The organism is Pseudomonas sp. OV546 (assembly GCF_900116845.1).
In the GTDB taxonomy this organism is placed as follows: domain Bacteria; phylum Pseudomonadota; class Gammaproteobacteria; order Pseudomonadales; family Pseudomonadaceae; genus Aquipseudomonas; species Aquipseudomonas petroselini.
Genome location: NZ_FPCE01000001.1, coordinates 224,574 through 247,191, shown reverse-complemented (window position 1 = coordinate 247,191; position 22,618 = coordinate 224,574). Strand labels below are relative to the sequence as shown.

Below are 22,618 nucleotides of genomic sequence, written 5' to 3'. Positions count from 1 at the left end.
AAAGAATCTAGTGGGCTGCGGGGGATGTTGGATTCAGCAGATTATCCCTTGCAGGCTTGAATAACGGCATCTTTGGGTGGGGCCGTTTTGCTAGTTTATCGGGAAGACAGGGCCGTGCTGTTCGCAGCGCCATTACCGCTCCAGGGAGCTCGTTGGATGACCACACACTCTTCGCATAGCAACAGCATCGATCCGCACACATCCCAGCGGTTTTACATCGATGGCCAGTGGGTTTCGCCCGTCATCCCGGCCAGTTTACCGGTGGTCAATCCGGCCGATGAGACGGTAGTCGCCCAGGTGGCACGTGGCTCGGCCGCGGATGTGGACCGCGCCGTCGCAGCAGCACGCGCGGCGTTTGCGGGTTGGTCTGCGACCCCGGCCGCCGTGCGCGCGCAGGTGATTGGGAACATCCACGCGCTCATCCTTGAGCGCAAAGAGCAGTTGGCCCAGGCGCTGTCCCTGGAAATGGGCGCGGCGATCAGTTTCGCCCGGGCGATGCAGGTGCCGTTGGCGGCTGAACACGTTCGGGTCGCACGTGACCTGCTGTCCAGCTATCCATTCCAGACCGTGGAAGGCGGCACCGCGATCGAGCGCGAAGCCATCGGCGTCTGCGGCCTGATCACACCGTGGAACTGGCCGCTGTACCAGATCACCGCAAAAGTCGCCCCGGCCATCGCCGCCGGCTGCACCGTGGTGTTGAAACCCAGCGAACTGTCGCCGCTGAGCGCCCTGTTGTTTGCCCAACTGGTGCACGACGCGGGCCTGCCGCCTGGGGTCTTCAACCTGGTCAACGGCAGCGGTGCCGAGGTCGGTGCAGCCATGGCGGCGCACTCCGATATCGACATGATTTCAATCACCGGCTCCAACCGCGCCGGCGCGCTGGTTGCACAAGCGGCGGCGCCGACGGTGAAACGCGTGACCCAGGAGCTGGGCGGCAAGTCGCCGAATATCCTGTTGCCCGATGCGGATTTCGCCAAGGCCGTGCCGTTGGGCGTGATGTCGGCGTTTCGCAATGTCGGGCAATCCTGCAGCGCACCGACCCGGATGATTGTGCCGAAACACCGCTTGGCCGAAGTCGAGGCGCTGGCGGCGGCCACCGTGGAGGCAATCGTCGTGGGCGACCCGCAGTCGGAAGACACGGTGCTGGGTCCGATTGCCAACGAGGCCCAGTTCAATCGCGTCCAAACCATGATCGCCGCCGGCCTCGACGAGGGGGCAAAACTGGTGTGCGGTGGGCCTGGGCGGGTGGCGGGTTTTGATAAGGGCTTCTATACCCGGCCGACGGTGTTCTCTGAGGTGCAGAGTGGGATGCGCATTGCCCAGGAGGAAATATTTGGGCCGGTGTTGTGCATTATTGCGTATGACTCGGTGGATGAGGCGGTAGCGATTGCCAATGACACGGTGTATGGGTTGGGTGCTCACGTTCAGGGGCAGGACTTGGAGCTTGCGCGGGCCGTGGCTTCGCGTATACGGGCAGGACAGGTGCACTTGAACCATCCGGCTTGGAACCCGATGGCGCCGTTTGGGGGTTACAAGCGTTCGGGGAATGGGCGGGAGTATGGGGTACAGGGGTTTGAGGAGTATTTGGAGACTAAGGCGATTATTGGGTTTGGTGAGTGAGTTCTGAGGGGCTACATGATTTCTTGTGGGGCCCTCGTGACGGGTATCAACTGCTGCTATGTGATTTACAGGATGTTGGATCTGATTGAGTACATATCCATTGTTTAGGTAACGGCGGCTATGGGCTCCGCCCTTACGGCGGGTCACTTTTGGAAAACGCCAAAAGTAACCAAACGCACGCCCCACCACTCGGTGCCTATGGCCTTCCAAGGTATTACGCCTTGATGTTTTGCCGGATGTTCCAGCCGAATTTCACCGGCCCGCCGTCTTTGGCGCCATCGGCTTTCTGCGGCTGGTAGCTGATGTCGACGCTGGCGAAATTCAAGGCGATACGGTCGTAGAGCAGGTCATCTTTACTGTCGGCACCGGTGCCGTAGGACAGCACCATGACTTCCTTCAAGGTGATCACCAGGTACTCCACCGGGCTGGTACCTCCCGCTTTGCGCACCACCAGTCTTGCTTCTGGGTAATGCTTGCCGCTCGCGCAGGCCATCATCAGGTTGGGGCTGGATTTATCCAGCGGTTTGGTCAGGTTCAGGTTGGCAAAATCGGCCTTGCCTGCCCCGCCGCCCGTACCGGAGTGCATCGATCCCGTCTGCGACAGCCCCCAGGCCCACTCGGTGATATCGATCTCGTCACGGTGGGCCTGGTCCCGTGATTCACCCTTGATATCGCCCAGTTTCAAAAACATATCGACTGCCATGTTGGCTCCCTGTCCTGTGCTGCGCCGTGAGTGACGCGGGGCGCACTGTTCCTGAATCGGGGTGGTACTCACAAGGTGGTCAAGCAAGATCGGGAAGGGCCCGTCTCGAAAAGGCGAAACGTCTGACATTAATTTGCTTCGCTGCGTCTTTAACCTCTCAACTCCGCGAATACCCAGGAGTTAAGGAATGAAGGCCTCGCTGCTTAAAGATGGATTCCCCTCGGCTCACCGCACCACACGCCAACGCATTGAAGGCAGCATTGACCTGCGTCGATTGTTTTCCGTGATTGACAGCGACCCGGCGCTGATTGGCGCGGGGGTGGTGTATATCGATGAGGTGTTCAATGTGGTGGTGCTGCGTGAGTTCCAGGCGATCTGCAGCGTACAGCCGATCAAGGTCGTGCTGCGTGAAGCGCCACGGCACGTGGGGCCGGTGGAGTTCAAGCGGATGCTGGAGCATGAGCCTCGGGAGTCGAGGTTAGTGGCGGAGGCGATGAATACGGCGGTGACGTGTGCGGGGGCGCTGCTGAGTTGGCTAGTGGTTACAAGTGGGGTTGTGCTGATGCCGTTTACGGCAGGTACGAGTGCGTTGATTTCGTTCATTGGTAAGGCCGCAGCGGTGGCGGGTTCCGTACAGTGTATGGCTGGCGTTATCCGAACCGGCTCAGAAGCGGTGTTCCCGCAGGTCAATGACTATTTAGATAGTGAATCCTGGTATCAGGACGCGACGGCAGTGTTGGACGGCATTTCTTTACTGGGCGTTGCCACTTCTATGTTGGTCACAGTGAAAGCAGTCAGTACAACCACACGAGTAACCGGAAAACCCCTTCGTTTAGTGCTCAAGGGCCTGACGCGGCAAGAGAGGGCAAAACTGAATGACGAGATGCTTAGAATCCGAGACCCGAGGTTGACGTCCAAACTGCTCAAGTTGGAGAAAGCTATGGGTAGAGCCCCCAAGCGTATCAGCGCTACGAATATGCAGCGTGCGACGGCTACCCACATAATCGACGTATTGGCTGCATCGTTGAGCGTCACCAGCAGTGCAACTAACGGAAACACCAGGACGATTGCGATAGGCATCTACGAGGAGGTCAGCCAGTGAGTGGGCAGGAGGAGATAAAAAACCAATACTACTCAACTGTGTTTATTGAAGATCCCTGGAAGCTTCTAAAGCGGTACATGCCTGTAATCGGGGCAGACATGCTTATCGCATGTACCTCACTAGGATTGACGGCAACGCTGACAATGCTCACTTATCTCTCAACATACCCCGTAGGTTTTGCTGCCAAAACCGCTCTTTTCGGCGCCGCAGGACTTGGCGCAGTGTTTGCCCTTGCCAAATACGAAGTGTTGTACGGCCGCACCTACTGGGTCTGGCTGAACGTCGCGATATACCTGATCTGCCTGCTGATAGCGCTTCCCACAATCGCCTACCGCCCCGACCTGTATCTCTACTCGATGGCCATCCTCGGCCCATTGATCGGGTTGTTGATCCTCAACTGCAACCGCTGCCGCGAACTTCGGCAAAAATCAGTCGAAATCCGCCACAAGCGCCAAGCCATCATCGCGACCCTGAAAAAACAAGGTCGCTGGAAGTGGTGGTGACCCGTTACGCCGCTGCCGCCCGCGCCGCCGTATGCCGATTCACCGGCACCGGCAACCCCAAATGCCCGCGCAGCGTGCTGTGGCTGTACTCACTGCGAAACAACCCTCGCGCCCGCAACAGCGGCAACACTTGATCAGTAAACCGCGCGAAGTCCTCCGGCGCGCCCACGTGGATGTTGAACCCGTCCACCGCGCCCTCGACAAACCAGCGCTCAATCTCGTCCGCCACGGTCTTGGGCGAGCCGACGAAGCTGGAAAACGGTTTGGCAAAACGCAAGGCCGCCTGACGTAAGGTGAGCCCTTGGTCACGGGCAACCTGCTTGATGTTTTCGGCATGCCCGCGATAACCGTTGCTGCCCAGGTCGCCCAGGTCCGGGAACGGTTCGTCCAGAGGGTATTGGCTGAAGTCGTGGTAGTTGAACGGCCGCCCCAATTGCACCAGCGCCTTGTTCAGGTCCAGCTCGCCATTACGCTCGCGGTCGATGGCCTGGGCTTGCTCATCGGTGTCGGCAATGATCGGCGAAATGCCGGGCAGGATGGTCACATGATCGGGGTTGCGCCCGGCGGCGGCGGTGCGTTTTTTGATGTCGCTGTAATAAGCCTGGGCGTCTTCGAAATTGCCCACACCGGCAAAAATCCCCTCGGCATAGTTGGCGGCCAGGCCACGCCCGGATTCGGAAATCCCCGCCTGGAAAATCACCGGTTGGCCCTGGGCCGAACGCGCGATGTTCAGCGGCCCGGTGACGGAGAAAAACTCACCGTGGTGATCGAGGCGATGCTGGCGTTGCGGGTCGAGGAACACCTTGTTTTGCTTGTCACGCACAAAGGCATCGTCTTCGTAGGAGTTCCACAGCCCCTGCACCACCTCCAGGTGTTCGGCCGCCCGGCGATAGCGTTCGGTGTGGTCGATATGCTGCTCACGGCCGAAGTTGCCGGCCGCGCCTTCCAGGCCGGTGGTGACCACGTTCCAACCTGCGCGGCCACCGCTGATATGGTCCAGGGACGCGAACTGCCGCGCCACGTTGAAAGGTTCGGTATAGGACGTGGTGAGGGTCGCCACCAGGCCGATGTTCGACGTGGCGCCGGCGATGGCCGAGAGCAGCGTCAACGGTTCCAGGCGGTTGAGAAAGTGCGGCGCGGAGTCCGGTGTGATGTAGGGGCTGTCGACGATGAACACCAGGTCGAACTTGGCCGCTTCCGCCTGTTGTGCCTGGGCGCGGTACCAGTCGATATCCACACTGGCATCGCCTGGGATTTGCGGGTGCAGCCATTCGTTTTGTGCGGTGCCGACGCCGGTGAGAATGGCGCCGAATTTGAGTTGGCGAGGCAAGGTGGGCATCAAGGTATTCCTCCGTGGATGGCAGCGGTGCTGGCCTGTGGAGGATGACCTTAATGCCCGGGGGCGGGGCTTGTGAAAGGCTTTATAGATCTATGCTAATTATTAAAAATATTGATCTAAAAAAACCCATACCTGCATAACTCGCATAACAATCACTGGCACGGCTTAGCGCCGGGCGCTGACCGCTGAACCGTCGTTGGACACAATCACTTCCACCCGGCGATTCAATTGGCGCGACTGCGCACTCACATTATCGGCGACCGGAAACTGCTTGCCGTAACCCATCACCGCCATGCGCTGAGGCCCCACGCCGAGCTGTTGCAGGCCACGGGCAACCGCTTGCGCACGTCGCTCGGACAAGCTCTGGTTGAAAGCATCGCCACCGGTGCTGTCGGTGAAGCCCTCTACACGTACCTGACGCTCCGGGTTCTGCAACAGGAAGGTTGCCAGCCCCTGGAAGTCGCGTTGGCTGCCCGGTTTCAGCTCGGCCCTGCCGGTGTCGAACAGCACGTCGCCAAAGGTGACGACCTGGCCGCGCTCGGTCGGCCGGGCTTTCATCGCCTGTAATGCCTTGAGCTGCGCGGTGCGCACGTCGAGCTGTACCTGGGTGCGGTCCACCGCAATGTTATCGAGCTGGGCGTCGGTTTTGCGACTGACGATGGTCTGCTCGGCCAGGGCGATTTTCTGCGTCGCCAAGTACGCGAGCTGGTCGATCTGTGGGTCGGTACGGTTGTGCAGGGAGAGTTGGTTGGCACGGTCCACAGCATTGGACGCAATGCGCGTTTCAACCGCCGCCAGGGTGTTGGACTCAGGCTTTTGCTGCAGGCTGGAGAATTGACTGCGCGCTTGCAGGAGTTGCGGGTTTTCCGGCGGGGTGGCGCAGCCGGCCAACGCCAGGCCCAGGGCCGAAAGAACAGGAATGACTAAAGTGGCACGCATGGAAGGATCCTCAGTGGGTAGTCGCGGGGGCGTTGAGCATTTCCTGCTTGAGCACCTGGATGCCCTCTCGCGCCTGCATCAAGACCTGTTGTTTACGCACGGCATTGGCCTTGGCTTCGGCCAGGCTGGCATCGGCTTCGATCTGCTCGGCCAAGGCGTCGACCTGGAGATAATTTTTCTCACCGATGGCTTGCTCCATGCGCGCCAGCTTGTCCTGGGCCGTTTTCATTTCCAGCGGTGCGAATTGGGTGGCCTGCGCCGACACGGCGCGCCCAACCGAATCACGGGCCATGGAGATTTTTGTCGCCGGCAGCGGCGTCGCGGCACAACCTGCCAATGCACCTGTGACGATCACAACCAAGGCCGAGCGGCACAGGCGTTTGCTCACGTTGGTCATTTTCATGTGTTGACTCCTAAGCATTTACTGATGGCTACGGGACGGGTAGAAACAGCCCTCGCCGTCTCGCTTGCGTTCAAGCGATCGCGCCACATCCTAGGAGGAAAAAGACGAGTATAAAGAATGAAAAATCCCACCATCATGTAGGAGTTTTCTCGAAAAAAATGCATAACCTTAGGCAACGCACAGGGAGAGCGGGCGCCCTTGCGCGCAAGGATGTCCCGCAGGAGAATGGCGGCTTTACCATCAGCCAGATAGTAATTTACTCAGCAAAATCAAACGGTTGAGATGAAACAAAGCCGTTATGACAAGGACGTATAACAATGAAAATATCAGTCATCGCGACACTGGGCATTTTATCGCTGACTCAAACATCACTCTGCTTCGCGGATAACGTCAACGGGAAAACGCTCTACTCACAGCGCTGCGCGCTATGCCACGGCGCCGATATCAAAGGAACGGGGCCCCTGGCCAACAAAAGCACCCCGCCTACACCCGACCTGACAACGGCTACGTTCAAACAACGCCTGCATGATTACCCAGGCGTCATTGTGTCTTCGGTAATACTGCGCCCCAATGGAGACTTGATTCCAAGAACGTTGCGAGAGAATGGTGTAAAGCTGGCACCGCACGCGTGGAGCGTTAACGACTTTCGCGATTTACATCAGTACATGAGCAGTGTGATTGCAAAAAGTCGGTGATGTTGAGCTGAGCGGTCGACTGAGGCCGTCAACCGCTCGCCTGCACCTCCCCCATGCGCATCACACTGTTCTGGCAGCGATCGCCTCCACTTCAACCAACGCACCGGGCAATGGCAATGCCACCACTTGCAACGCTGTGCGCGCCGGTTTATTCGGCTGCGCAGGCGTGCCAAAGAACTGGGTGTAGCCCGCCTGCAAGCCGGCGAAATCCAGCTTGCCACCCGTCTCTTCGGCGCCCACCAGGAACACCCGCAACTGCACGATATCGCCCAGGTCCAGGTCTTGCTGGCGCAGGATCGTGCGCAGCTTGTTGAAGACCGAGACCGTCTGCACTTCGGTATTGCCATAGGCCGCCGGCGTGCCTGCCGGGGCGGTCGCGTCGTGCACGTCAGGCAAGGTGCCGCTGACAAAGATCAGGCTGGCTGAAGCCGGTACAGTGACGGTCTGCGAGATCGGGAAATCGCCGACACGGGTGCGTTGGATGCTGTCGCTCATGATGAAGCTCCTTACGAGGCGGCAAGTGCCGCAAGGTGTGTTTGTTGGGTGACCCGTTCGGCCAGTTGCCCGACCACATGGCGCGCCGAGTTGGCCGCCGATTCCTGCCAGATACCGACGCCGCTTTGCACCAGGCCGTCGCCGGCGAAATACACCCGGCCATGCCCGGCTTCGAGCAAGGCGCTGGCGTCGGCCGGGAAGTGTTCACGTTGCAGCCACGGGCCTTCGCTGTAGGGAATCTGTTCCCAGGACACCGCCAGCGGGTGGCGCAGGTGTTTTGAATAGCCCGGATGCAACAGTTCCACGGCCTCCTTGGAGGTGGCGTACTGCTTGTCGAACGGCTGCGCGCCAAACACGTCGGCGCCCTCCCCGGTCACGTAGCCCGCCACCAGCAAGCCTTCGCGGGTGTTGAGGTCGTTGCTCGGGTACCACAGCAGGCGTGCCGGGTGTTCGATCCACGACAGGCCACCGTAGGTGCGGTAGTCGGTTTCCCAGAAGCGCGGCGACTGCCAAGCGACTTTGGTCGCCTGGTCGCTGCGGGTGCTGAGCAAGGCGGCCTTGATCGGGTCGCTGAAATCGGTGTCGAGCTTGGCCAGCAGCGGTAGTGGCAACGTCGAGATCAGGTAATCGGCGCGGACCACCTGTTCGCGACCGCTGAGCGTGTCGTGGTAAGTCACCGCCACGCCGTCTTCCAACTGGCGGATCCGCCGCACCTGGGCGCCCAGTTGCACGTGGCCCCTGACGCGCTGGTAGAAGGCATCGGTGATGCGGTCCATGCCCCCCACCGGTTGGAACATGGTGGCGGAGAACTCCGGGAATTCGGTGTGCAGCAGCGCGCCCCACAGTTCCGGGTGCAGCAATTGGTCGAGCGTCAACGGACCGCGGCTGGCGGGTAAGGCACCGGGATGCGCAGGCGATTCCAGGTGCCCCGAACGAAGCGTGCCCTCGAACGCCAGCGCGTGTGACAGGTCGCCATACACCTGCAAAAACGCCAACAATCGCGTGCGTTCTTCAGCGCTCAACAGATCGTCGAGGGCATCGCGCTGCACGGCTTTGGCCAGCAAGCCAGACACATGCCCCCGCGCATCGTTGATCGCCTGGCCGACGGTGAATGCCGGCTTTTGCACATCCGGCCGCACCTGGGCGCCATGGCTGCTGTTGACCAGCACTTCCAGCGGCACACCCAACTCACTGCAATAGTCGAGGATCGTACGGTGTTGGCTGGGAATCCGTGCAGGCCCGGCATTGAAGTAATGCCCGGGGTCGAATGCGGCGGTTTGCGTGCGGCCGTCCTTGTAGTCCACGCGGTCGCCGTTGCGGATCGTCCAGGTACGGCCGCCCACCCGCTCACGGGCCTCCAGCACGTGCACGTCGAACCCGGCGCGGGTCAGTTCCAGCGCCGTCACCAGCCCCGCGATTCCGGCCCCCAGTACCAGCACGCGAGTGCCCTGCCCCAGGCCGCTCTTGAGTTTCAGCGGTTGCGGGCGACGGTGTGACGACGGCCCCAGGCCCAATGCCGCCAGCGCATCCTTGGCGGCCTGCTCGCCGCCCACCGCAGCGATGCTCGACAGCGCTTCACGTCGTGTCAGTCCCATGTCGATGTCTCCTTAATCCGGCAGCCCCGGTGGGTTGATCAGCGATTTGTCGACACGCTCTACGTCGAGGCCCCAGCGTTGCAGCACCTGTTCGTATTGGCCGCCGGCAATCGCGCCTTCCAGGGCGGTGTGGATCGGCTTGACCAGGCCGTTGTCCTTGCGCGTGGTGACGGCGATGTCCGCCTGCAACGGCCAGCCGCCGTTGACGGTGCCGACACGCTTGATGCCGCCGGTGATCGCCGCGGAATAGGCGTACACCGAATTGGGACCGAACAGGGCATCGCTGCGACCGGACTGCACCGCCAATTGCGCGGCGGCCTGGTCGTCGAAATACTGCAGCAGCGCCGGTTTGAGGCCGGCCTTTTCATTCGCCTCGTTCCACGCCAGCAGGACTTTTTCCTGGTTGGTGCCGGACCCCACGATAATCTTCAGACCGGCGATGTCCGCCGCTTCCTTGATCTCGCTGATCTTGCTGGTGCTCTTCACATAAAACCCGAGCACATCCTGGCGGTAGGTGGCGAAGTCAAACCGCTTCTTACGCGCCTCGGTCACGGTGACGTTGCTGATCACCGCGTCGTACTTGCCCGAACTGACGCCCAGGGGCCAGTCCTCCCAGCTGGTCTGCACCACGTTGAGTTGCAGGCCGAGGCTGTCGGCGACCAGCTGCGCGGTGTCGGCCTCGCTGCCGATGGTGGTCTTGTCGTCGCTGGCCAGCAGCGCCAGCGGTGGCCCCGCCACGCCGGACACGGCCACGGTGAACTTGCCCGGCTGGGCGAACTTGAAGCCTGGCGGGATCTGCGCGATGGCCGCCTCGTTACGCGGCACATGGATGCGCGGGCGGTCGGGGCTGAGGTCGACCTGTTGCACGGCGAGCGCGGCTTGCGCGGTGCCGACGGCGATCGCCAACAGCGCGATACGAGCAGTAGAGGTAAACATGGGCAGTCACTCCGTTAACTAAAGCACCTTGCCGAGAAAGGCCACGGTGCGGGGATGTCGGGGTTGGCGGAAAATCTGTTCAGGCGGGCCTTCTTCGATCAACTGGCCGTCGCAGAGGAACACCACGTGGTCGGCCACTTCGCGGGCAAAGCCGATCTCGTGGGTGACAATCACCAGGGTCACACCCAGTTGGGTCAGGCCCTTGATCACGTCGAGGACTTCGCCCACCAATTCGGGGTCGAGGGCCGAGGTGGGCTCGTCGAACAGCAGCACTTTCGGGTCCAGCGCCAGGGCGCGGGCAATCGCAACGCGCTGTTGCTGGCCGCCGGAGAGCTGGCGCGGGTAGGCATCGACCTTGTCCGCCAGGCCGACCTTGGCCAGCAGTTCTTGCGCCTTGGCCTGGGCGTCGGCCTTGCTCCAGCGCTTGTGGGCCAGCGGTGCTTCGGCGACGTTTTCCCAGGCGGTGAGGTGCGGGAACAGGTTGAAGTTCTGGAACACGAAACCCACGTCGATGCGGCGCTTGAGGATTTCGCGCTCCTTGAGCTCGTACAGCAGGTCGCCCTTGCGGCGGTAGCCGACGTATTCACCGTCGATGGTGATATGCCCGCTGTCGATCTTCTCCAGGTGGTTGATGGTGCGCAGCAAGGTGGACTTGCCCGAGCCGGACGGCCCGAGGATCACCGTGACCTTGCCTGGATCGATGGTCAGGTCGATGTCCTTGAGCACCTGCTGGTTGCCAAAGCGCTTGCCCACGCCCTGGATCTGAATGCGCCCGGCGCGTGCCTCACCCATGGGTTTTCTCCTTCAACCAACCGCGTAGGCGTTGCAGCGGCGTGGGCGGCAGCACCCGTGCGGTGCCACGCGCAAAATGGCGCTCGACGTAGTACTGCGCGCTGGTGAGCACGGTGGTGATGATCAGGTACCAGACGGTGGCGACGATCAGCAGCGGGATCACCGCCTGGGTGCGGTTGTAGATGACCTGCACGGTGTAGAACAGCTCAGGCAGCGCCAGCACGTAGACGATGGACGTGCCCTTGACCAGGCCGATGATTTCGTTGAACCCCGACGGCAGGATCGAACGCAGCGCCTGGGGCAGGATGATCCGGAAGATGCGTCTCGAGGCCGGCAACCCCAGGGCCGCCGCCGCTTCATGCTGGCCGGCATCGACACCGATCAGGCCGCCACGAATGATCTCCGCCGCGTACGCCGCCTGCATCAGGCTCAAGCCCAACACCGCCACGGTGAATTGGCTGAGCACATCCACCGTCGACCACTCGGCGAACACCACGCCGGTGAACGGCACGCCGAGCACGATGTGGTCGTACAGGTAGGCGAAGTTGTAGAGGATGATCAACACCAGCAGCGCCGGCATCGAGCGGAAGAACCAGATATAGCCCCAGGCCAACGCCGCCAGCAGCGGCGAGCCCGACAGCCGTGCCAATGCCAGCGCGGTGCCGAGGATGATGCTGAACACAGTGCTCAGCAGGGTCAGCAACAGCGTCTGCCCCAAGCCGCGAAGCACCGACGGCGAGAAGAACCACTGGCCGAACACACCCCACTCCCAGCGCGGGTTGGTGGCCAGGGAATGCACGATGGCGAGCAGCACCAGCGCGGCGAAGATCGACCCGGCCCAGCGCCAGGGATGCCGCGCGGGCACCACTTGCAGGGCCTTGATCGGCGTGGAGACACGGGCCTGGCGCACCGGGCTGGGTGAGTCAATCAGGTCATAGGATTTGGCGACGATGGGCATGGTGTATTCCTCGGCCTTAGAAGGCATAGGTCAAGCGGGTGTAGTAGTACCCACCGGTAAAACCGTAGGGCGAATAGGTGCCGTAGCTGCTGACCATGGTGCTGCTGGGCACGCCTTGTTTCTTGGGGTAGATGTCGAACAGGTTCTTGGCGCCGATGGCCACGTTGAGGTCTTTGGTGAGGTTGTAGCCAAGGTCGAGGTCGGTGATCCATTTGGCGCTGTAGACCCGGTCGAGGTCGCGATTGGCCGATGCATTCACTTCCTTGTAGGACCCGTAGCGGGTCAGGGCCAGGTTGAGGTTGAAGCGGTCGATGCTCCAGTCGCCGCCCAGGATCAGCTTGGTATTGGGCTGCACACCGGTGATCAGGTTGCGCGCCTCGCGGTTCATCAACTCATAGGAGGTGCCAAGGATGTTGGTCGACTCCTTGTAGTTGAGGATTTTGGTCTGGTTCCAATTGAACGCCGCCGTCCACTTCAGCGAGCCGTACTGACCGAGGTCCTGACTGTAGTTGCTGACCAGGTCCAGGCCTTTGGTGCGAGTGTCGGCGCCATTGATGAAGTACTGGCCGCCCGAGGTGGAGTTGATGCCGTTGTTCTGCAGCACCTGGGTGATCTCGGGACCGAGCAAGGTTCCGGTGAGGGTGATGCGATCGCGCAGGTTGATCACGTAGGCATCGGCGGTGAAACTCAGGCGGTCGGTAGGCGTGAGGGTGAAACCGAGGCTGAAGTTGGTCGAGCGCTCGGGCTTGAGGTCCTCCGCCCCCAAAGCCCTGGCCGCCGCCGAGCCCACCGGCAGTACGCCGTAGTTGATCGACTGGTACACACCGTCGACCACGCCATAGGTGGTGGAGCGCGCACTGAACAGGCTGTTGGCCAGGGACGGTGCACGGAAGCCGTTGCTGACGGTGGCGCGCACGGCAAATTCGGGGGTGAAGTCGTAGCGGGTGGTCAGCTTGCCGCTCCGGGTGGCGCCGACGCCTTGGTTGTAGTGCTCGTAGCGGAACGCGGTGCCGACGTACCAATCCGGCACCGGGTTGAAGCCCACGTCGACGTAACCGGCGAGGCTGTTGCGCGAGGCACTGCTTTCTTCATCCGGCGAAATGCCGTTGGTGACCTGCGCCCCGGACGACGCGCAATTGCCCGGTGCCACGCAGTAGCCGCCGTTGGCGTAGGACTCGTAGTCACCGGCCTGCACCTCATAGGTGTCGCGCCGATGCTCGAAGCCGTAACTCAGGTCCAGCGGCTTTTGCAGACCGATGTCGAAGCCGCGCTTGAAGTCGAGGTTGGTGGTCAGCTCGGTGGAAATCCACGTGCCGGAGGTGAAGTGATTCGGCGTGGCCTCGCCCAGCGACGGGTTCTGGTTGTGGGTGGTGCCCTGCTCCGCCTCGTTGCGCCCGTAGGTGGTGGACAGGTCCCAGTCCCACTCGCCAACGGTGCCTTTGCCACCGAAGGCAGCCTGGAAATCGTCTTCGTCGATAAACCAGGTAGGCGTATAGCCCGACGGGTAGCCGTTGGGCCCGGTGGTGATGGTGTTGGTGATGGTCGGCAGGCGGAAGTTCTGGCCTTGCTCGGCTTTGCGTCGCGAATAGGTGGTGAAGGAATACAGGCTGAGGCTGTCGTCGATCGGCAGCTCCGCGTTGTAGCCCAGGGTCAGCAGGTTGGTCTTGGGCGTGCCATAGCCGCCGTAGGTGGACTTGCCCGCCAGGCCGTAGGCTTGCTCATAGGTGTAGCCGTTGGCGCTGGCCTTGTTGTCATCATTCTGGCTGCGGGCGTCCAGGGCCAGCTGCACGATGCCGCCGTTGCCGATTTCGAAGCCCTTGTTGAGGCTTTGTTGCACGGTCTGTTTCTTGCCGTCATAGCCCAGGCCGGCGTTGGTCACCGAGGTGCCGCTGGTGTCGGCCTTGAGGATGACGTTGATCACCCCGGCGATGGCATCGGAGCCATATTGGGCGGCGGCGCCGTCGCGCAGGACTTCGACATGATCGATGGCGCTGATGGGAATCAGGTCCAGGTCGGCCGGGGCCGCGCCGGTGTTGATACCGTTAATGTTCAAGGTAGCGGCGGTGTGACGGCGCTTGCCGTTGACCAGCACCAGCACCTCGGCGGCGCTCAGGCCACGCAGGTTCGGCGCGCGGGCGATGCCGCTGGCGTCCCAACCGGTTTTTTCCGGCAGGGTCAGCGACGGGATCACCGCGCTCAACGCTTCCATCAGGCCGGGCTTGCCGGTGCTTTGCAGTTGCTTGGCGCTGACCACATCGATCGGCACCGGGCTGCTGGTGACGGTACGTTGTTCGGCGCCCCGGTTACCGGTGACCACCACGGTGGACAGGGTGCTGTCGTCCTGGGCCTGGGCGGTGTTGGCCAGGAAGGCCAGTGCCAGTACGGCGGTCGGTTGTAAGACTTGCTTCATAGCCACTCCAGACAGTCCAAATCGCGAAGTCGGGCAGGCACGCGGGCGGGCGCGGTGCTCGATTTTTTCAGGGGTGTTGCGGCGATTGAGGACTAGGTGTGCGGCGAGTGTGGGGATTGAGTTGGCAACATACGTTGAGCTCCCTTCCAACGATTCTGCCGTGGGCTTGTCACCCGGTTATGGCGCGCAGAATCTTGATTACGCTGGGTACCATCCGAGGTCAGGGGTAGGCTGTTGCGATCAAACATAACGGAATGGGTTTTGAAAATATAATGCTATTTGGGTATAAGCTAATATTCTCTACTTTCATTATTTATGAATGCTTTTATTCATATAAATAATGTTTTTTTGAGATTTTCGTTGGGTAGACGGGGTACATATCCGTTGTTTGGGTAACGGCTGAAATGGGTTCCGCCCTTACGGCGGGTCACTTTTGAAAAGAGCCGGAATGCCGGCCCAGCCAAAAGTAACCAAAAGGCTCTTGCCCCAACACTCGGCGCCTCGCCTAGGCTCGGCATGCCCTCACTCCGGCTTGAATCCGTGGGCCGCCGCCACGCGCCATCCATGGCGCGGGGCGGCTAACCCGGCGTCCTGCCGGGTTACCCACGGATTCAAGCCTGCGTTCGGCCAGCGTGTTTGACGGGGCGCCTAAGATCAAAATCAAAAGCAGATCAAAAGCAGGCTGATATCTGCCTGATGTATGGAGATCAAACTGTGGGAGGGGGCTTGCTCCCGATAGCGGTGGGGCAGCCACAGATGCATCAACTGACACACCGCTATCGAGAGCAAGCCCCCTCCCACATTTGGACCGCGATCGACAGACGCAACTCCGGTCGGCTTTAAGGCCGCCGCGTTTGCCTTTGCTCCACACCACTCAGGTCGGCTACCAGGCCGCCGTGCTCTTGCTTTTGATCTTGATCTGGGGCGCCCCGTCAAACACGCTGGCCGGAATTCGACAGGGATTTGGGGGGTAAACCGGCAGGGATGCCGGTTTAGCCGCCCCGCGCCATGGATGGCGCGTGGCGGCGGCCCCCCAAATACCTGGCGGATTACGGGCACACCGAGCGTGAGCGAGGTGCCGAGTGTTGGGGCGAAGCGTTTTTGGTTACTTTTGGCGCTCTTCCAAAAGTGACCCGCTGTAAGAGCGGAACCCATAGCCGCCGTTACCCAAATAACGGATATGCACACAACCTCTCACCCCCCCGGCTTCAACAACTGCATCTGCTGCCGATAATCATCCGTCACCTGCCGCGCCTGGCTGCTGCTGGTAATCACCCTAGGCGTAATCAACACAATCAACTCCGTCCGATCCTTGGACTTACTGGTATTCCCAAACAACCACCGCAACCCCGGGATCCTCCCAAGGTAAGGCACCGCACTGACACTCTCGGCGTTGTCCTGCTTGATCAACCCCCCCAGCAGCACCGTCTGCCCGCTTTGCACCGCCACTTGGGTCGACACCGAACGCGTGGAGATGCGCGGGTTATTCTGCGTGTCATTACTCGAAGACGCCTGGTCCTGCGCGTCACTGACCTGCTGCTGAATATCCATGTACACCAGGCCACCCGGATTGATCCGCGGCACCACATCGAGGATCACCCCAGTCTGCACATACTCGACGCTGCTCAAGGTGGTGTCGGAGGTGCCGGTATTCACCGTGGTCTGGCTGATGGGAATGTTGTCCCCCACCTGAATCTGCGCCGGCTGGTTGTTCATCACCACCAGCGACGGCGCCGACAGTACTTGGGTGCGGCCATTGGTTTCGAGGGCGTGCAAGGCCACTTGCAGGTTGGAACTGACGAACGAATAGAACAACGAATCCGCCGCCCCCAGACCTGCCCCGCCACCGCCCAACGCGCCTTGGCTGCCGGCGGTGTTGCCCACGGTGGTGCTGGTGGAATTGCCGGCCAGGCGACCCAGGTACCACTGCACCCCAAGGTCCAGTTCGCCGGTGAGTTTGACCTCGAGGATGCGCGTCTCGATCTGCACTTGCAGCGGCGGGTTGTCGAGGCGTTTGATCGCCGATTCGATCTCTTTCCACTGCACCGGACGGGTGCGTACCAGCAGTTGGTTACTGCTTTTCTGCGCGGTGATACGCGTGCCGGCGTCGAGGCTTTTGGTTGGGGCGTCTTCGGTGGCGCCCTGTTCGGCGTCGTCCTGCTCGGCGTCGGGCGCTTGCTCCTCATCCTCAGCGGCAGGCTGGTTGTTGTTGAGGATGTTACTCAGGCCACCCGGCGTGCTGCCGGAGGTGCTGTTGGTGCCGGGCGAAGACAAGGTCGCAGTGCGCAGGCCGGGGGCGACTTTGGCCGGGGTGTCGTCCTTGATTGCGCCCGTGCCGTAGATCTGCCGCAGGTACTTGGCCAGGTCGGTGGCTTTCATGTTGCGCACGTCGTAGACGTACATCTGCGGCTCGTTGCCGCCGCCTTCGTCGATGGTGTGGATCCAGTCACCGACTTCGCTGAGGTACTGCGGCTGCGACGAGATCGCCACCACCGAGTTGGTCCGCTCGATCGGCAAAAAACGCACCATGCCCGCCAGCGGCATGCCGCTGTCGGGGCCGAACATTTTTTGCAGCTCGGGCATCAGCTCGGCCACCGAGGCGCGTTGCAGGCCGAACACACCCACCGACATGCCTTTGAGCCAGTCCACATCGAAGGTGTCGATGGTGTCCTGGTAGTTGGCCAGTTCCTCGGGGGTGCCGGCCAGGCTCAGCACATTACGCGCCGGGTCCACCAGCAGGAAGGCGTTTTCGCGGGCGAACGGCTTGAGCAGCTTCTGCATCTCGGTGGCCGAGATATAGCGCAGCGGAAACAGGCGCGCCGACAAACCACTGGAGGGCTGCGACACACGCATCTCCGGCACCAGCTTGCCCGCCACCGCCTGGTTGGCCGGCAGGATGACATAACGGTTGCCCTGCTTGATCATCGCGTTGTCGGTCCACGACAACAGGGTCTCCAGAATCGACAGGGCCTGCTGCTTGTTCACCGGTTTGGAGGTGGAAAAGCTCACGTTGCCCTTCACGCCCTGGGCGATGCTGTAGTTCTCGTGAAGCAGGTCGCCCATCACGCTGTTGATCACCGCTTCGATCGGCTGGTCGGCGAAGTTGAACACGATGTCGCCAGCGCCCTCCTCCTTCCCCGCCGGCGCCGCGGATGGCGCACGCACGAACTGTTGGTTGCCGCGAATCAATTGGCGTTGCGGCGGCGTCTTGGCCTGGGGTTGGCCGCTGTCGACCGGCGCCTGTTCGCTGGCCGGGTCCACGGGCGGACGTTGCGAACCGGTGCCCTGCATCGCCTCATGCAACAGGGCCTCGTCCGGGTCGAGATGCTCAGGGAATGTCCCGCAGCCACCGAGGGAAACGGCGGTAGCGAGGCACAACACGATGGTGCGCAAGGCGCCAGGGAATGTATCGATCAAGGGGTGGACTCGTGAGGAAGGGTAATCGGGGGTGTGGTGGACGGCGGCGGCAAACGCAAGGCGCGCAGGCTCAGGGTTTGTGTGCGGCCGTCCAGCGCAAAGCGGGCATCGCGGGGTGTGAGGTGTTCCAGGCGCCAGCCGTTGGGCAGGGTCTGGCCCTGGCGGACTTTGAGCGGCGGGCCGTCGGCGCGTTTGAGCAGGGCCACGCGCAGGTCGCCATCCAGCACGATGCCGGTCAGCGTCAGGCTCGACAGGCTGGAAACTGCCGCCTGGCCCACCGCGCGGTCGGGGCTGCGGTCGGGACTGAACAGCGGCGCTTGCCAGGTGCCGGCCAGGCTTTCCAGGGTCGCGTTCGGCGCCACCAGTGCCTTGGCGGCCGCAGTGGCGCGCGCATCGGGTTCGGGCGCCGGCAGCCATTGCGGCGCATCGCCGATGCTGCTGAGGATGCCGACCATCAGCAGGCCCAACAGCCCGGCCACACTGAGCAACAGCCATTCCAGGGGACGCAATGCATTGATCATCGCTGCACCTGCCGGGCCGTGGCCGGTTGCAGGTAGCCGCGCACCAACAGGTGCACCACCAGTTGCCCGGCACCACCGCTGGCCGGTGCGTTCGGCGGGCGGCGGATGCTCATCTCATCGACAAACAGAAACGGCCGCTGGTACTCCAGTTCATGCAGGATCGCGGTCAGGGGTTCGATGGCGCAATTGAGGGTCAGGCTGACTTTGACTTGGCGATAGGGCTCGGCATCGTCCTGCTCCGGGGTGATGGGCATGCGCTGCGTCAGACTGCAACCGCCGCCCAGGCTGGCGCGGCTGTTGATCAGGTCGGCGATGCGTTGCATCAGGTCGGCTGCCACGGCGCTGGGGTCATCGCCGGGCAATAAGCTGGTGCTGCTGGCCGGGTCCTGGCGCGCCTGCTCCAGCTGTTGGCGCAGGCTATCGCCTTGGCGCAACAGGCCGGCGTAGCGTTGCTGCTGTTCACGTAACTGTTCGGCCTGCTCGCCCATGCTGCGCAAGGGGCCGGCGAACCAGCTGTCGATCAACAGCCAGTAACCGGCGCCAAGCACCAGGGCCAGGACGATCAACGCCGCACCACGGCGTTCACGGGGTGTCAGTGGTCGGCGCATCGGCGGCCTCCTGGTGCAGGTGGGCGCGCAAGGAAAACTGATCCTTGCCGGTTTGCGCATCGGGTTGGATCACCCCTTCGAACTGGGCATTTTCCAGGCTGTGGCAGCCCTTGATCCGAGTGATCAGCGCGCTGGCCTTGGCGCTTTGCCCGGAGAAGGACACGTCGGCGCCGTCGTTGACTTCCAATTGGTCGAGCCAGGTGTCGGACGGCAGGCAGGCGGTCAGCTCGTTGAGCAGCGCCGCCAACGGCGGTTGCGCGGCCTTGCGGCGGATCAGGTACTGGGCGGCGCCCCGGGTATTGAGCAATTGCTGGCGCAGGGCCTGGACCTCGGCGACCTGGGCTTTCTGTTCGCGCACGCTCTGCTGCATGGCATCGAGCACGCGCTGACGGTCATTGAGCCACAGCAGCATCGCGGCAATCAGCAAGGCGCCGCACAGCCATGGCAAGCTGCGTTGCAGGCCCTTGCCCTGGGGGCGCTGGCGGGGGCGCAACGGTGCCGGCAGCAAGTCGATGCCCATTGGCGCGCCCGTCGCATCCGCCACATCCACGGCATGGGGCTGCAAGCCGAGGGCGGCGCAGTCATTGAGGATCTGGTCGAGGCGCTCACGCAGGATCGCCACCAGCGTGACGTGCAAGTGCGTCGGCGTACGGCGTTCCTGACGCGCGACAAAGTACAGTTGGGCAGCGTCGAACGGCGTGAAGCGGTCCAGTTCATAGCCGACGACCGTCGACAGGTTACGCGCCGCGGCCGGGGGCAATTGCAGGGTTTGCACCAGCACCGTTTCAGGCGGTAGCACCAGCACGTGGCGCGCTTCGCCGGGGTGCTGTTCGACCGGCACGGTCAGCGGCCAGGCATAGACATGCTCGGGGATATCGGCGAACGACAGCCAGGCCGGCAGGCAGCCGCGCAACTCCTTGAGCCACAGGCGCCAGCCCAGTTGCAGCAGGCTGCCGCGCCAGCGTTGCATGACGGGCTCCAGGTACTTATTCATTCTTGCCAACGTAGGACTCGATAAGGTTGTGCGCTGCCTTGCGCGGGGCTCAATAACACGGTGGCTTGCACCTGGGCGTGGTAACCGCCGGGACGTTGCGCGCGGCTGCTGACCACCAGCACTTCGCCAGCATCGGCCCCCACCGCGCTCTGGTGCGGCAGGTTCAGCGCGCGGCGCATCAACGCACTGGCGAAGGCCGGATCGGGTCGGTCCAGGCCGCTCCACAGGCTGATCTCGGGCACCAATTCGCTGTACAGCGCCTGGGTCATGCCCGGCAGTTGACGCACTTCTTCCACTACTCGAAACGGCGCCAGGCCCTGGTTACGGCGCACTTCCAGGGCTTTGGCGAGCTGGTTGGCCTGGCTTTGAGTCGCACCGCAGGCCAAGGCCAGGCGGGCGAAATCGCCGACCTCGGCGCTGTTCAAATACAACTTGCCGCGCTCGCTGCGCAGGCTGACGTGCAGTTGCGTGTCATCAAATACCCGCGAAATCTCACGCCCGTCGGCTATCCATTGCTTGTGCTGCAAGGGGTCGAGCAGACCTTGCATCGCGAGCGCCACGCCCGCCTCGGCAGCCAGCACCGCCTGGGTGTGCTGGCGGTGCCAGGCGGCCTGGCGCGTTTCCAGTTGCACCCAACCGGCCAGACCGCCCAGCAACAGGCTGAGCAAAGCCAGCACCCACAGCACCAGCAACAGGGCAACGCCACGTTGATGCTTGATCATTCGGGCGCCCCGCCCGACAAGTTCAGGCGCAGGGCAACCACCTGGGTCACCCAGGGCACCGGCCCATTCACTCGCGCGTCGATCCGCACCGCGTAAGGCAGGCGCTTGGTCCACGGCCATTCGCTGATCCAGCCGGTGGGTTGGCCTTTGGGCGACAGGCCGCGATAGCTGAATTGCACATCCTCAACGTCTTTCAACAACACCTGCGGCTCACTGCGCGACGCCGGCACGCTCACTTGCGCCTGGGACTCAAACCGTGCGAACGCGACTTGCAGTTCGCGCTGCGATTCCGGCCCCACCAACTGCAGCGTGAAGCGCTGAATCCCGCCACCGAGCACGCCGGGCAAGGTCGCGACAAACTGCATGCGCTGCGGGCTGCCGGCGAAAAAGCCGTCGACCTGGCTGTCGTCCTCGGTCACATCCAGCGGCAGTGCCTCGCTGATGGCGGTGCGCAAAAACTGCTGCGCGGCGCGCATTTCATCCAGGCTGACCGTATAGCGCTGGGCCTTGAGCACCGCCCGATTGGCCCCCAGCAACGCGCCACCGACCAGGGTCAGCAGCACGCCGAGCAGGCTCAGCACGATCATCACCTCGAGCAAGGTAAAGCCCTGCTGATGCCGCTTCACAATCCGGCCCCGGCAGCGCGCAGTTTCAACGTGCTGAAGTGCGCCTGGCGCGGGCCTTCGCTGACGCTGAGATCAAGGCGAAACAGCTGCGGCTGACCGATACGGGTGGGCTGCTGGGCGATGCGCAGCTGCCAGTCGATGCCGTCCAGTTCGCCCTGGCGCACGCCGTTGGCCAAGGGCCCCGCGCCTTCCTGGTCCATCACGCTGACGGCGGCATGGGTGAGCCGGTCGCTATGGGCAACTTGCAACAACGAGCGCGCGCTCTGGCCGAACGCGACCAGCAACACGCTGCTGCAGATCGCCATAAGCACCAGCGCCGCAAGCATTTCCAGCAGGGTGAAACCGCCTTGATGCTTCATGGCAGCGCCTTGGACTGCACACTGCCGGTGAGCCAGCCGATGTCGATGCGCCAACGCCGGCTGCCATTCGCCAGCAGCAGGTTGCCACCGGTGGAGCTGCCATCGGCGTAGAACGCCACCGCCGAGCCGGCCTGTTCTGCGGTGTGCAGGGTCACGTGCAGGTCGGCCGGCCAGTGTTTCAACGGGCGGCCCGGAGCCTGGAAGCTTTGCTGACGCAAGTCGAACACGGTGCTTTGGGCGGTGCCGCTGACAATCGCCCGCGCCCGCGTGCTGCGCAGCGCCTCGACTATCTGCCCGACAGCCTGGCGCTCTTTTGCGGCACGCAGGCCTTGTTGCAGGCCAAACCCCACCAACCCGGCCGCGATGCTGATCAAGACGATCACCACCAGCATTTCCAGCAGGGTAAAGCCGCGTTGGAGGTTGGGCATGGTCGCGGGTTATTCCCAGTTGCCCAGGTCGGCGCTGTAGCCTTCGCCGCCGGGTTGGCCGTCCTGACCGTAGAAGATCAGGTCGAACGCACCGTGCTCACCGGGGAAGCGGTAGCCGAAGGCATGGCCGAACGGGTCCTTGAGGTCTGAGGGCTTGGCGTACGGCCCGGCCCAGCCGGCGCTGTTGCCGGGCTTTTCGACCAGTTGCTGCAGGGTCTTGGGCGGCGAGCCGACGTCCAGGCCATAGCTTTCGATCTTCATGCTCAGGCTCGCCAGTTGCGCTTTGCCCGCACCGTACTTGCCCTTGTCCACATTGCCGCCGACCTGGCGTACCACGATGGTCGCGACGATGCCCAGCAGCACGATCACGGCGAGCATTTCCAGCAGGGTAAAACCGCCCTGGCGGCGGGCAGGCTTGAATCGGGTAGGACGCATCAGCTTGTTTCCTTAAGG

At 62.5% G+C, this 22,618-nt stretch carries 23 protein-coding genes; 4 read left to right on the top strand and 19 right to left on the bottom strand.

Annotated features, from left to right (window positions below; translation table 11 throughout):
• The first annotated feature begins 156 nt into the window (after positions 1-156).
• The gene (locus BM403_RS01220) at positions 157-1,620 is read left to right on the top strand and encodes an aldehyde dehydrogenase family protein (RefSeq protein WP_093541271.1); all 1,464 of its coding nucleotides are present in this window, start codon (positions 157-159) and stop codon (positions 1,618-1,620) included.
• A gap of 214 nt (positions 1,621-1,834) precedes the next feature.
• Here BM403_RS01220 and BM403_RS01215 read toward each other — a convergent pair whose 3' ends face one another.
• Positions 1,835-2,323, bottom strand: coding sequence for an Hcp family type VI secretion system effector (locus BM403_RS01215; RefSeq protein WP_093541269.1), 489 nt, complete (start codon positions 2,321-2,323; stop codon positions 1,835-1,837).
• A gap of 187 nt (positions 2,324-2,510) precedes the next feature.
• Between BM403_RS01215 and BM403_RS01210 the strand changes: the two genes are divergently transcribed.
• Positions 2,511-3,425, top strand: coding sequence for an Ssp4 family T6SS effector (locus tag BM403_RS01210; RefSeq protein ID WP_093541267.1), 915 nt, complete (start codon positions 2,511-2,513; stop codon positions 3,423-3,425).
• Entirely contained in the window at positions 3,422-3,928 is a 507-nt protein-coding gene (locus tag BM403_RS01205) for a hypothetical protein (RefSeq protein ID WP_015884851.1), read from the top strand. The genes BM403_RS01210 and BM403_RS01205 overlap by 4 nt, the downstream gene beginning before the upstream one ends.
• 4 nt (positions 3,929-3,932) lie before the next feature.
• Here the strand turns inward: BM403_RS01205 and BM403_RS01200 are convergent, their stop codons facing one another.
• The 3 genes from BM403_RS01200 to BM403_RS01190 all read right to left on the bottom strand — a co-directional run bounded on the left by BM403_RS01200 (position 3,933) and on the right by BM403_RS01190 (position 6,609).
• A complete protein-coding gene (locus BM403_RS01200; protein ID WP_093541265.1) occupies positions 3,933-5,267 on the bottom strand; it encodes an LLM class flavin-dependent oxidoreductase in 1,335 nt (444 codons plus the stop codon).
• A gap of 165 nt (positions 5,268-5,432) precedes the next feature.
• The gene (locus BM403_RS01195; protein ID WP_015884853.1) at positions 5,433-6,206 is read right to left on the bottom strand and encodes an OmpA family protein; all 774 of its coding nucleotides are present in this window, start codon (positions 6,204-6,206) and stop codon (positions 5,433-5,435) included.
• Between the two features lie 10 nt (positions 6,207-6,216).
• A complete protein-coding gene (locus BM403_RS01190) occupies positions 6,217-6,609 on the bottom strand; it encodes a DUF4398 domain-containing protein (protein ID WP_043205608.1) in 393 nt (130 codons plus the stop codon).
• A gap of 317 nt (positions 6,610-6,926) precedes the next feature.
• Here BM403_RS01190 and BM403_RS01185 point away from each other — a divergent pair, with 317 nt between their 5' ends.
• A complete protein-coding gene (locus tag BM403_RS01185; protein ID WP_015884855.1) occupies positions 6,927-7,304 on the top strand; it encodes a c-type cytochrome in 378 nt (125 codons plus the stop codon).
• A gap of 60 nt (positions 7,305-7,364) precedes the next feature.
• On the opposite strand, the gene BM403_RS01180 is transcribed toward BM403_RS01185, so the two are convergent.
• The 15 genes from BM403_RS01180 to gspG all read right to left on the bottom strand — a co-directional run bounded on the left by BM403_RS01180 (position 7,365) and on the right by gspG (position 22,600).
• Positions 7,365-7,799, bottom strand: a complete 435-nt coding sequence (locus BM403_RS01180) for a RidA family protein (RefSeq protein WP_015884856.1) — start codon at positions 7,797-7,799, stop codon at positions 7,365-7,367.
• An 11-nt stretch (positions 7,800-7,810) separates the two neighbouring features.
• A complete protein-coding gene (locus tag BM403_RS01175) occupies positions 7,811-9,394 on the bottom strand; it encodes a flavin monoamine oxidase family protein (RefSeq protein WP_093541263.1) in 1,584 nt (527 codons plus the stop codon).
• A 12-nt stretch (positions 9,395-9,406) separates the two neighbouring features.
• Positions 9,407-10,330, bottom strand: a complete 924-nt coding sequence (locus BM403_RS01170) for an ABC transporter substrate-binding protein (RefSeq protein WP_015884858.1) — start codon at positions 10,328-10,330, stop codon at positions 9,407-9,409.
• A gap of 18 nt (positions 10,331-10,348) precedes the next feature.
• Entirely contained in the window at positions 10,349-11,122 is a 774-nt protein-coding gene (locus tag BM403_RS01165; protein WP_015884859.1) for an amino acid ABC transporter ATP-binding protein, read from the bottom strand.
• Positions 11,115-12,080 carry an amino acid ABC transporter permease gene (locus tag BM403_RS01160; RefSeq protein WP_043205611.1) on the bottom strand — a complete coding sequence of 322 codons (966 nt, stop codon included), beginning with the start codon at positions 12,078-12,080 and terminating at the stop codon, positions 11,115-11,117. The genes BM403_RS01165 and BM403_RS01160 overlap by 8 nt, the downstream gene beginning before the upstream one ends.
• Before the next feature lie 16 nt (positions 12,081-12,096).
• Complete coding sequence (locus BM403_RS01155) at positions 12,097-14,490, bottom strand: TonB-dependent receptor plug domain-containing protein (protein ID WP_093541261.1); 2,394 nt, start codon at positions 14,488-14,490, stop codon at positions 12,097-12,099.
• A gap of 1,194 nt (positions 14,491-15,684) precedes the next feature.
• Positions 15,685-17,907, bottom strand: a complete 2,223-nt coding sequence (gene gspD, locus BM403_RS01150; protein WP_093541259.1) for a type II secretion system secretin GspD — start codon at positions 17,905-17,907, stop codon at positions 15,685-15,687.
• The gene (locus BM403_RS01145) at positions 17,904-18,428 is read right to left on the bottom strand and encodes a general secretion pathway protein GspN (RefSeq protein ID WP_015884863.1); all 525 of its coding nucleotides are present in this window, start codon (positions 18,426-18,428) and stop codon (positions 17,904-17,906) included. Before BM403_RS01145 ends, gspD begins: the two co-directional genes overlap by 4 nt.
• Entirely contained in the window at positions 18,425-19,036 is a 612-nt protein-coding gene (gene gspM / locus BM403_RS01140) for a type II secretion system protein GspM (RefSeq protein WP_046035370.1), read from the bottom strand. Before gspM ends, BM403_RS01145 begins: the two co-directional genes overlap by 4 nt.
• The gene (locus BM403_RS01135; protein ID WP_015884865.1) at positions 19,011-20,030 is read right to left on the bottom strand and encodes a type II secretion system protein GspL; all 1,020 of its coding nucleotides are present in this window, start codon (positions 20,028-20,030) and stop codon (positions 19,011-19,013) included. The genes gspM and BM403_RS01135 overlap by 26 nt, the downstream gene beginning before the upstream one ends.
• Positions 20,027-20,752: a general secretion pathway protein GspK gene (locus BM403_RS01130; protein ID WP_093541257.1), complete on the bottom strand. Its 726-nt coding sequence runs from the start codon at positions 20,750-20,752 to the stop codon at positions 20,027-20,029. The genes BM403_RS01135 and BM403_RS01130 overlap by 4 nt, the downstream gene beginning before the upstream one ends.
• Positions 20,749-21,378, bottom strand: coding sequence for a prepilin-type N-terminal cleavage/methylation domain-containing protein (locus BM403_RS01125; protein WP_015884867.1), 630 nt, complete (start codon positions 21,376-21,378; stop codon positions 20,749-20,751). The genes BM403_RS01130 and BM403_RS01125 overlap by 4 nt, the downstream gene beginning before the upstream one ends.
• Positions 21,375-21,737, bottom strand: a complete 363-nt coding sequence (locus BM403_RS01120) for a prepilin-type N-terminal cleavage/methylation domain-containing protein (RefSeq protein WP_015884868.1) — start codon at positions 21,735-21,737, stop codon at positions 21,375-21,377. The genes BM403_RS01125 and BM403_RS01120 overlap by 4 nt, the downstream gene beginning before the upstream one ends.
• Positions 21,734-22,165 carry a type II secretion system protein gene (locus BM403_RS01115; protein ID WP_015884869.1) on the bottom strand — a complete coding sequence of 144 codons (432 nt, stop codon included), beginning with the start codon at positions 22,163-22,165 and terminating at the stop codon, positions 21,734-21,736. Before BM403_RS01115 ends, BM403_RS01120 begins: the two co-directional genes overlap by 4 nt.
• A 9-nt stretch (positions 22,166-22,174) precedes the next feature.
• Positions 22,175-22,600 (bottom strand): type II secretion system major pseudopilin GspG, encoded by a 426-nt coding sequence (gspG, locus tag BM403_RS01110; RefSeq protein WP_015884870.1) that lies wholly within the window; start codon positions 22,598-22,600, stop codon positions 22,175-22,177.
• Between the last annotated feature and the right edge of the window lie 18 nt (positions 22,601-22,618).

Bases quoted from the DNA above. Each gene is read 5' to 3' on its own strand.
- BM403_RS01220 (WP_093541271.1), top strand. From the start codon at position 157: ATGACCACACACTCTTCGCATAGCAACAGCATCGATCCGCACACATCC.
- BM403_RS01215 (WP_093541269.1), bottom strand. From the start codon at position 2,323: ATGGCAGTCGATATGTTTTTGAAACTGGGCGATATCAAGGGTGAATCA.
- BM403_RS01210 (WP_093541267.1), top strand. From the start codon at position 2,511: ATGAAGGCCTCGCTGCTTAAAGATGGATTCCCCTCGGCTCACCGCACC.
- BM403_RS01200 (WP_093541265.1), bottom strand. From the start codon at position 5,267: ATGCCCACCTTGCCTCGCCAACTCAAATTCGGCGCCATTCTCACCGGC.
- BM403_RS01195 (WP_015884853.1), bottom strand. From the start codon at position 6,206: ATGCGTGCCACTTTAGTCATTCCTGTTCTTTCGGCCCTGGGCCTGGCG.
- BM403_RS01190 (WP_043205608.1), bottom strand. From the start codon at position 6,609: ATGAAAATGACCAACGTGAGCAAACGCCTGTGCCGCTCGGCCTTGGTT.
- BM403_RS01185 (WP_015884855.1), top strand. From the start codon at position 6,927: ATGAAAATATCAGTCATCGCGACACTGGGCATTTTATCGCTGACTCAA.
- BM403_RS01180 (WP_015884856.1), bottom strand. From the start codon at position 7,799: ATGAGCGACAGCATCCAACGCACCCGTGTCGGCGATTTCCCGATCTCG.
- BM403_RS01175 (WP_093541263.1), bottom strand. From the start codon at position 9,394: ATGGGACTGACACGACGTGAAGCGCTGTCGAGCATCGCTGCGGTGGGC.
- BM403_RS01170 (WP_015884858.1), bottom strand. From the start codon at position 10,330: ATGTTTACCTCTACTGCTCGTATCGCGCTGTTGGCGATCGCCGTCGGC.
- BM403_RS01165 (WP_015884859.1), bottom strand. From the start codon at position 11,122: ATGGGTGAGGCACGCGCCGGGCGCATTCAGATCCAGGGCGTGGGCAAG.
- BM403_RS01160 (WP_043205611.1), bottom strand. From the start codon at position 12,080: ATGCCCATCGTCGCCAAATCCTATGACCTGATTGACTCACCCAGCCCG.
- BM403_RS01155 (WP_093541261.1), bottom strand. From the start codon at position 14,490: ATGAAGCAAGTCTTACAACCGACCGCCGTACTGGCACTGGCCTTCCTG.
- BM403_RS01145 (WP_015884863.1), bottom strand. From the start codon at position 18,428: ATGATCAATGCATTGCGTCCCCTGGAATGGCTGTTGCTCAGTGTGGCC.
- gspM (WP_046035370.1), bottom strand. From the start codon at position 19,036: ATGCGCCGACCACTGACACCCCGTGAACGCCGTGGTGCGGCGTTGATC.
- BM403_RS01135 (WP_015884865.1), bottom strand. From the start codon at position 20,030: ATGAATAAGTACCTGGAGCCCGTCATGCAACGCTGGCGCGGCAGCCTG.
- BM403_RS01130 (WP_093541257.1), bottom strand. From the start codon at position 20,752: ATGATCAAGCATCAACGTGGCGTTGCCCTGTTGCTGGTGCTGTGGGTG.
- BM403_RS01120 (WP_015884868.1), bottom strand. From the start codon at position 21,737: ATGAAGCATCAAGGCGGTTTCACCCTGCTGGAAATGCTTGCGGCGCTG.
- BM403_RS01115 (WP_015884869.1), bottom strand. From the start codon at position 22,165: ATGCCCAACCTCCAACGCGGCTTTACCCTGCTGGAAATGCTGGTGGTG.
- gspG (WP_015884870.1), bottom strand. From the start codon at position 22,600: ATGCGTCCTACCCGATTCAAGCCTGCCCGCCGCCAGGGCGGTTTTACC.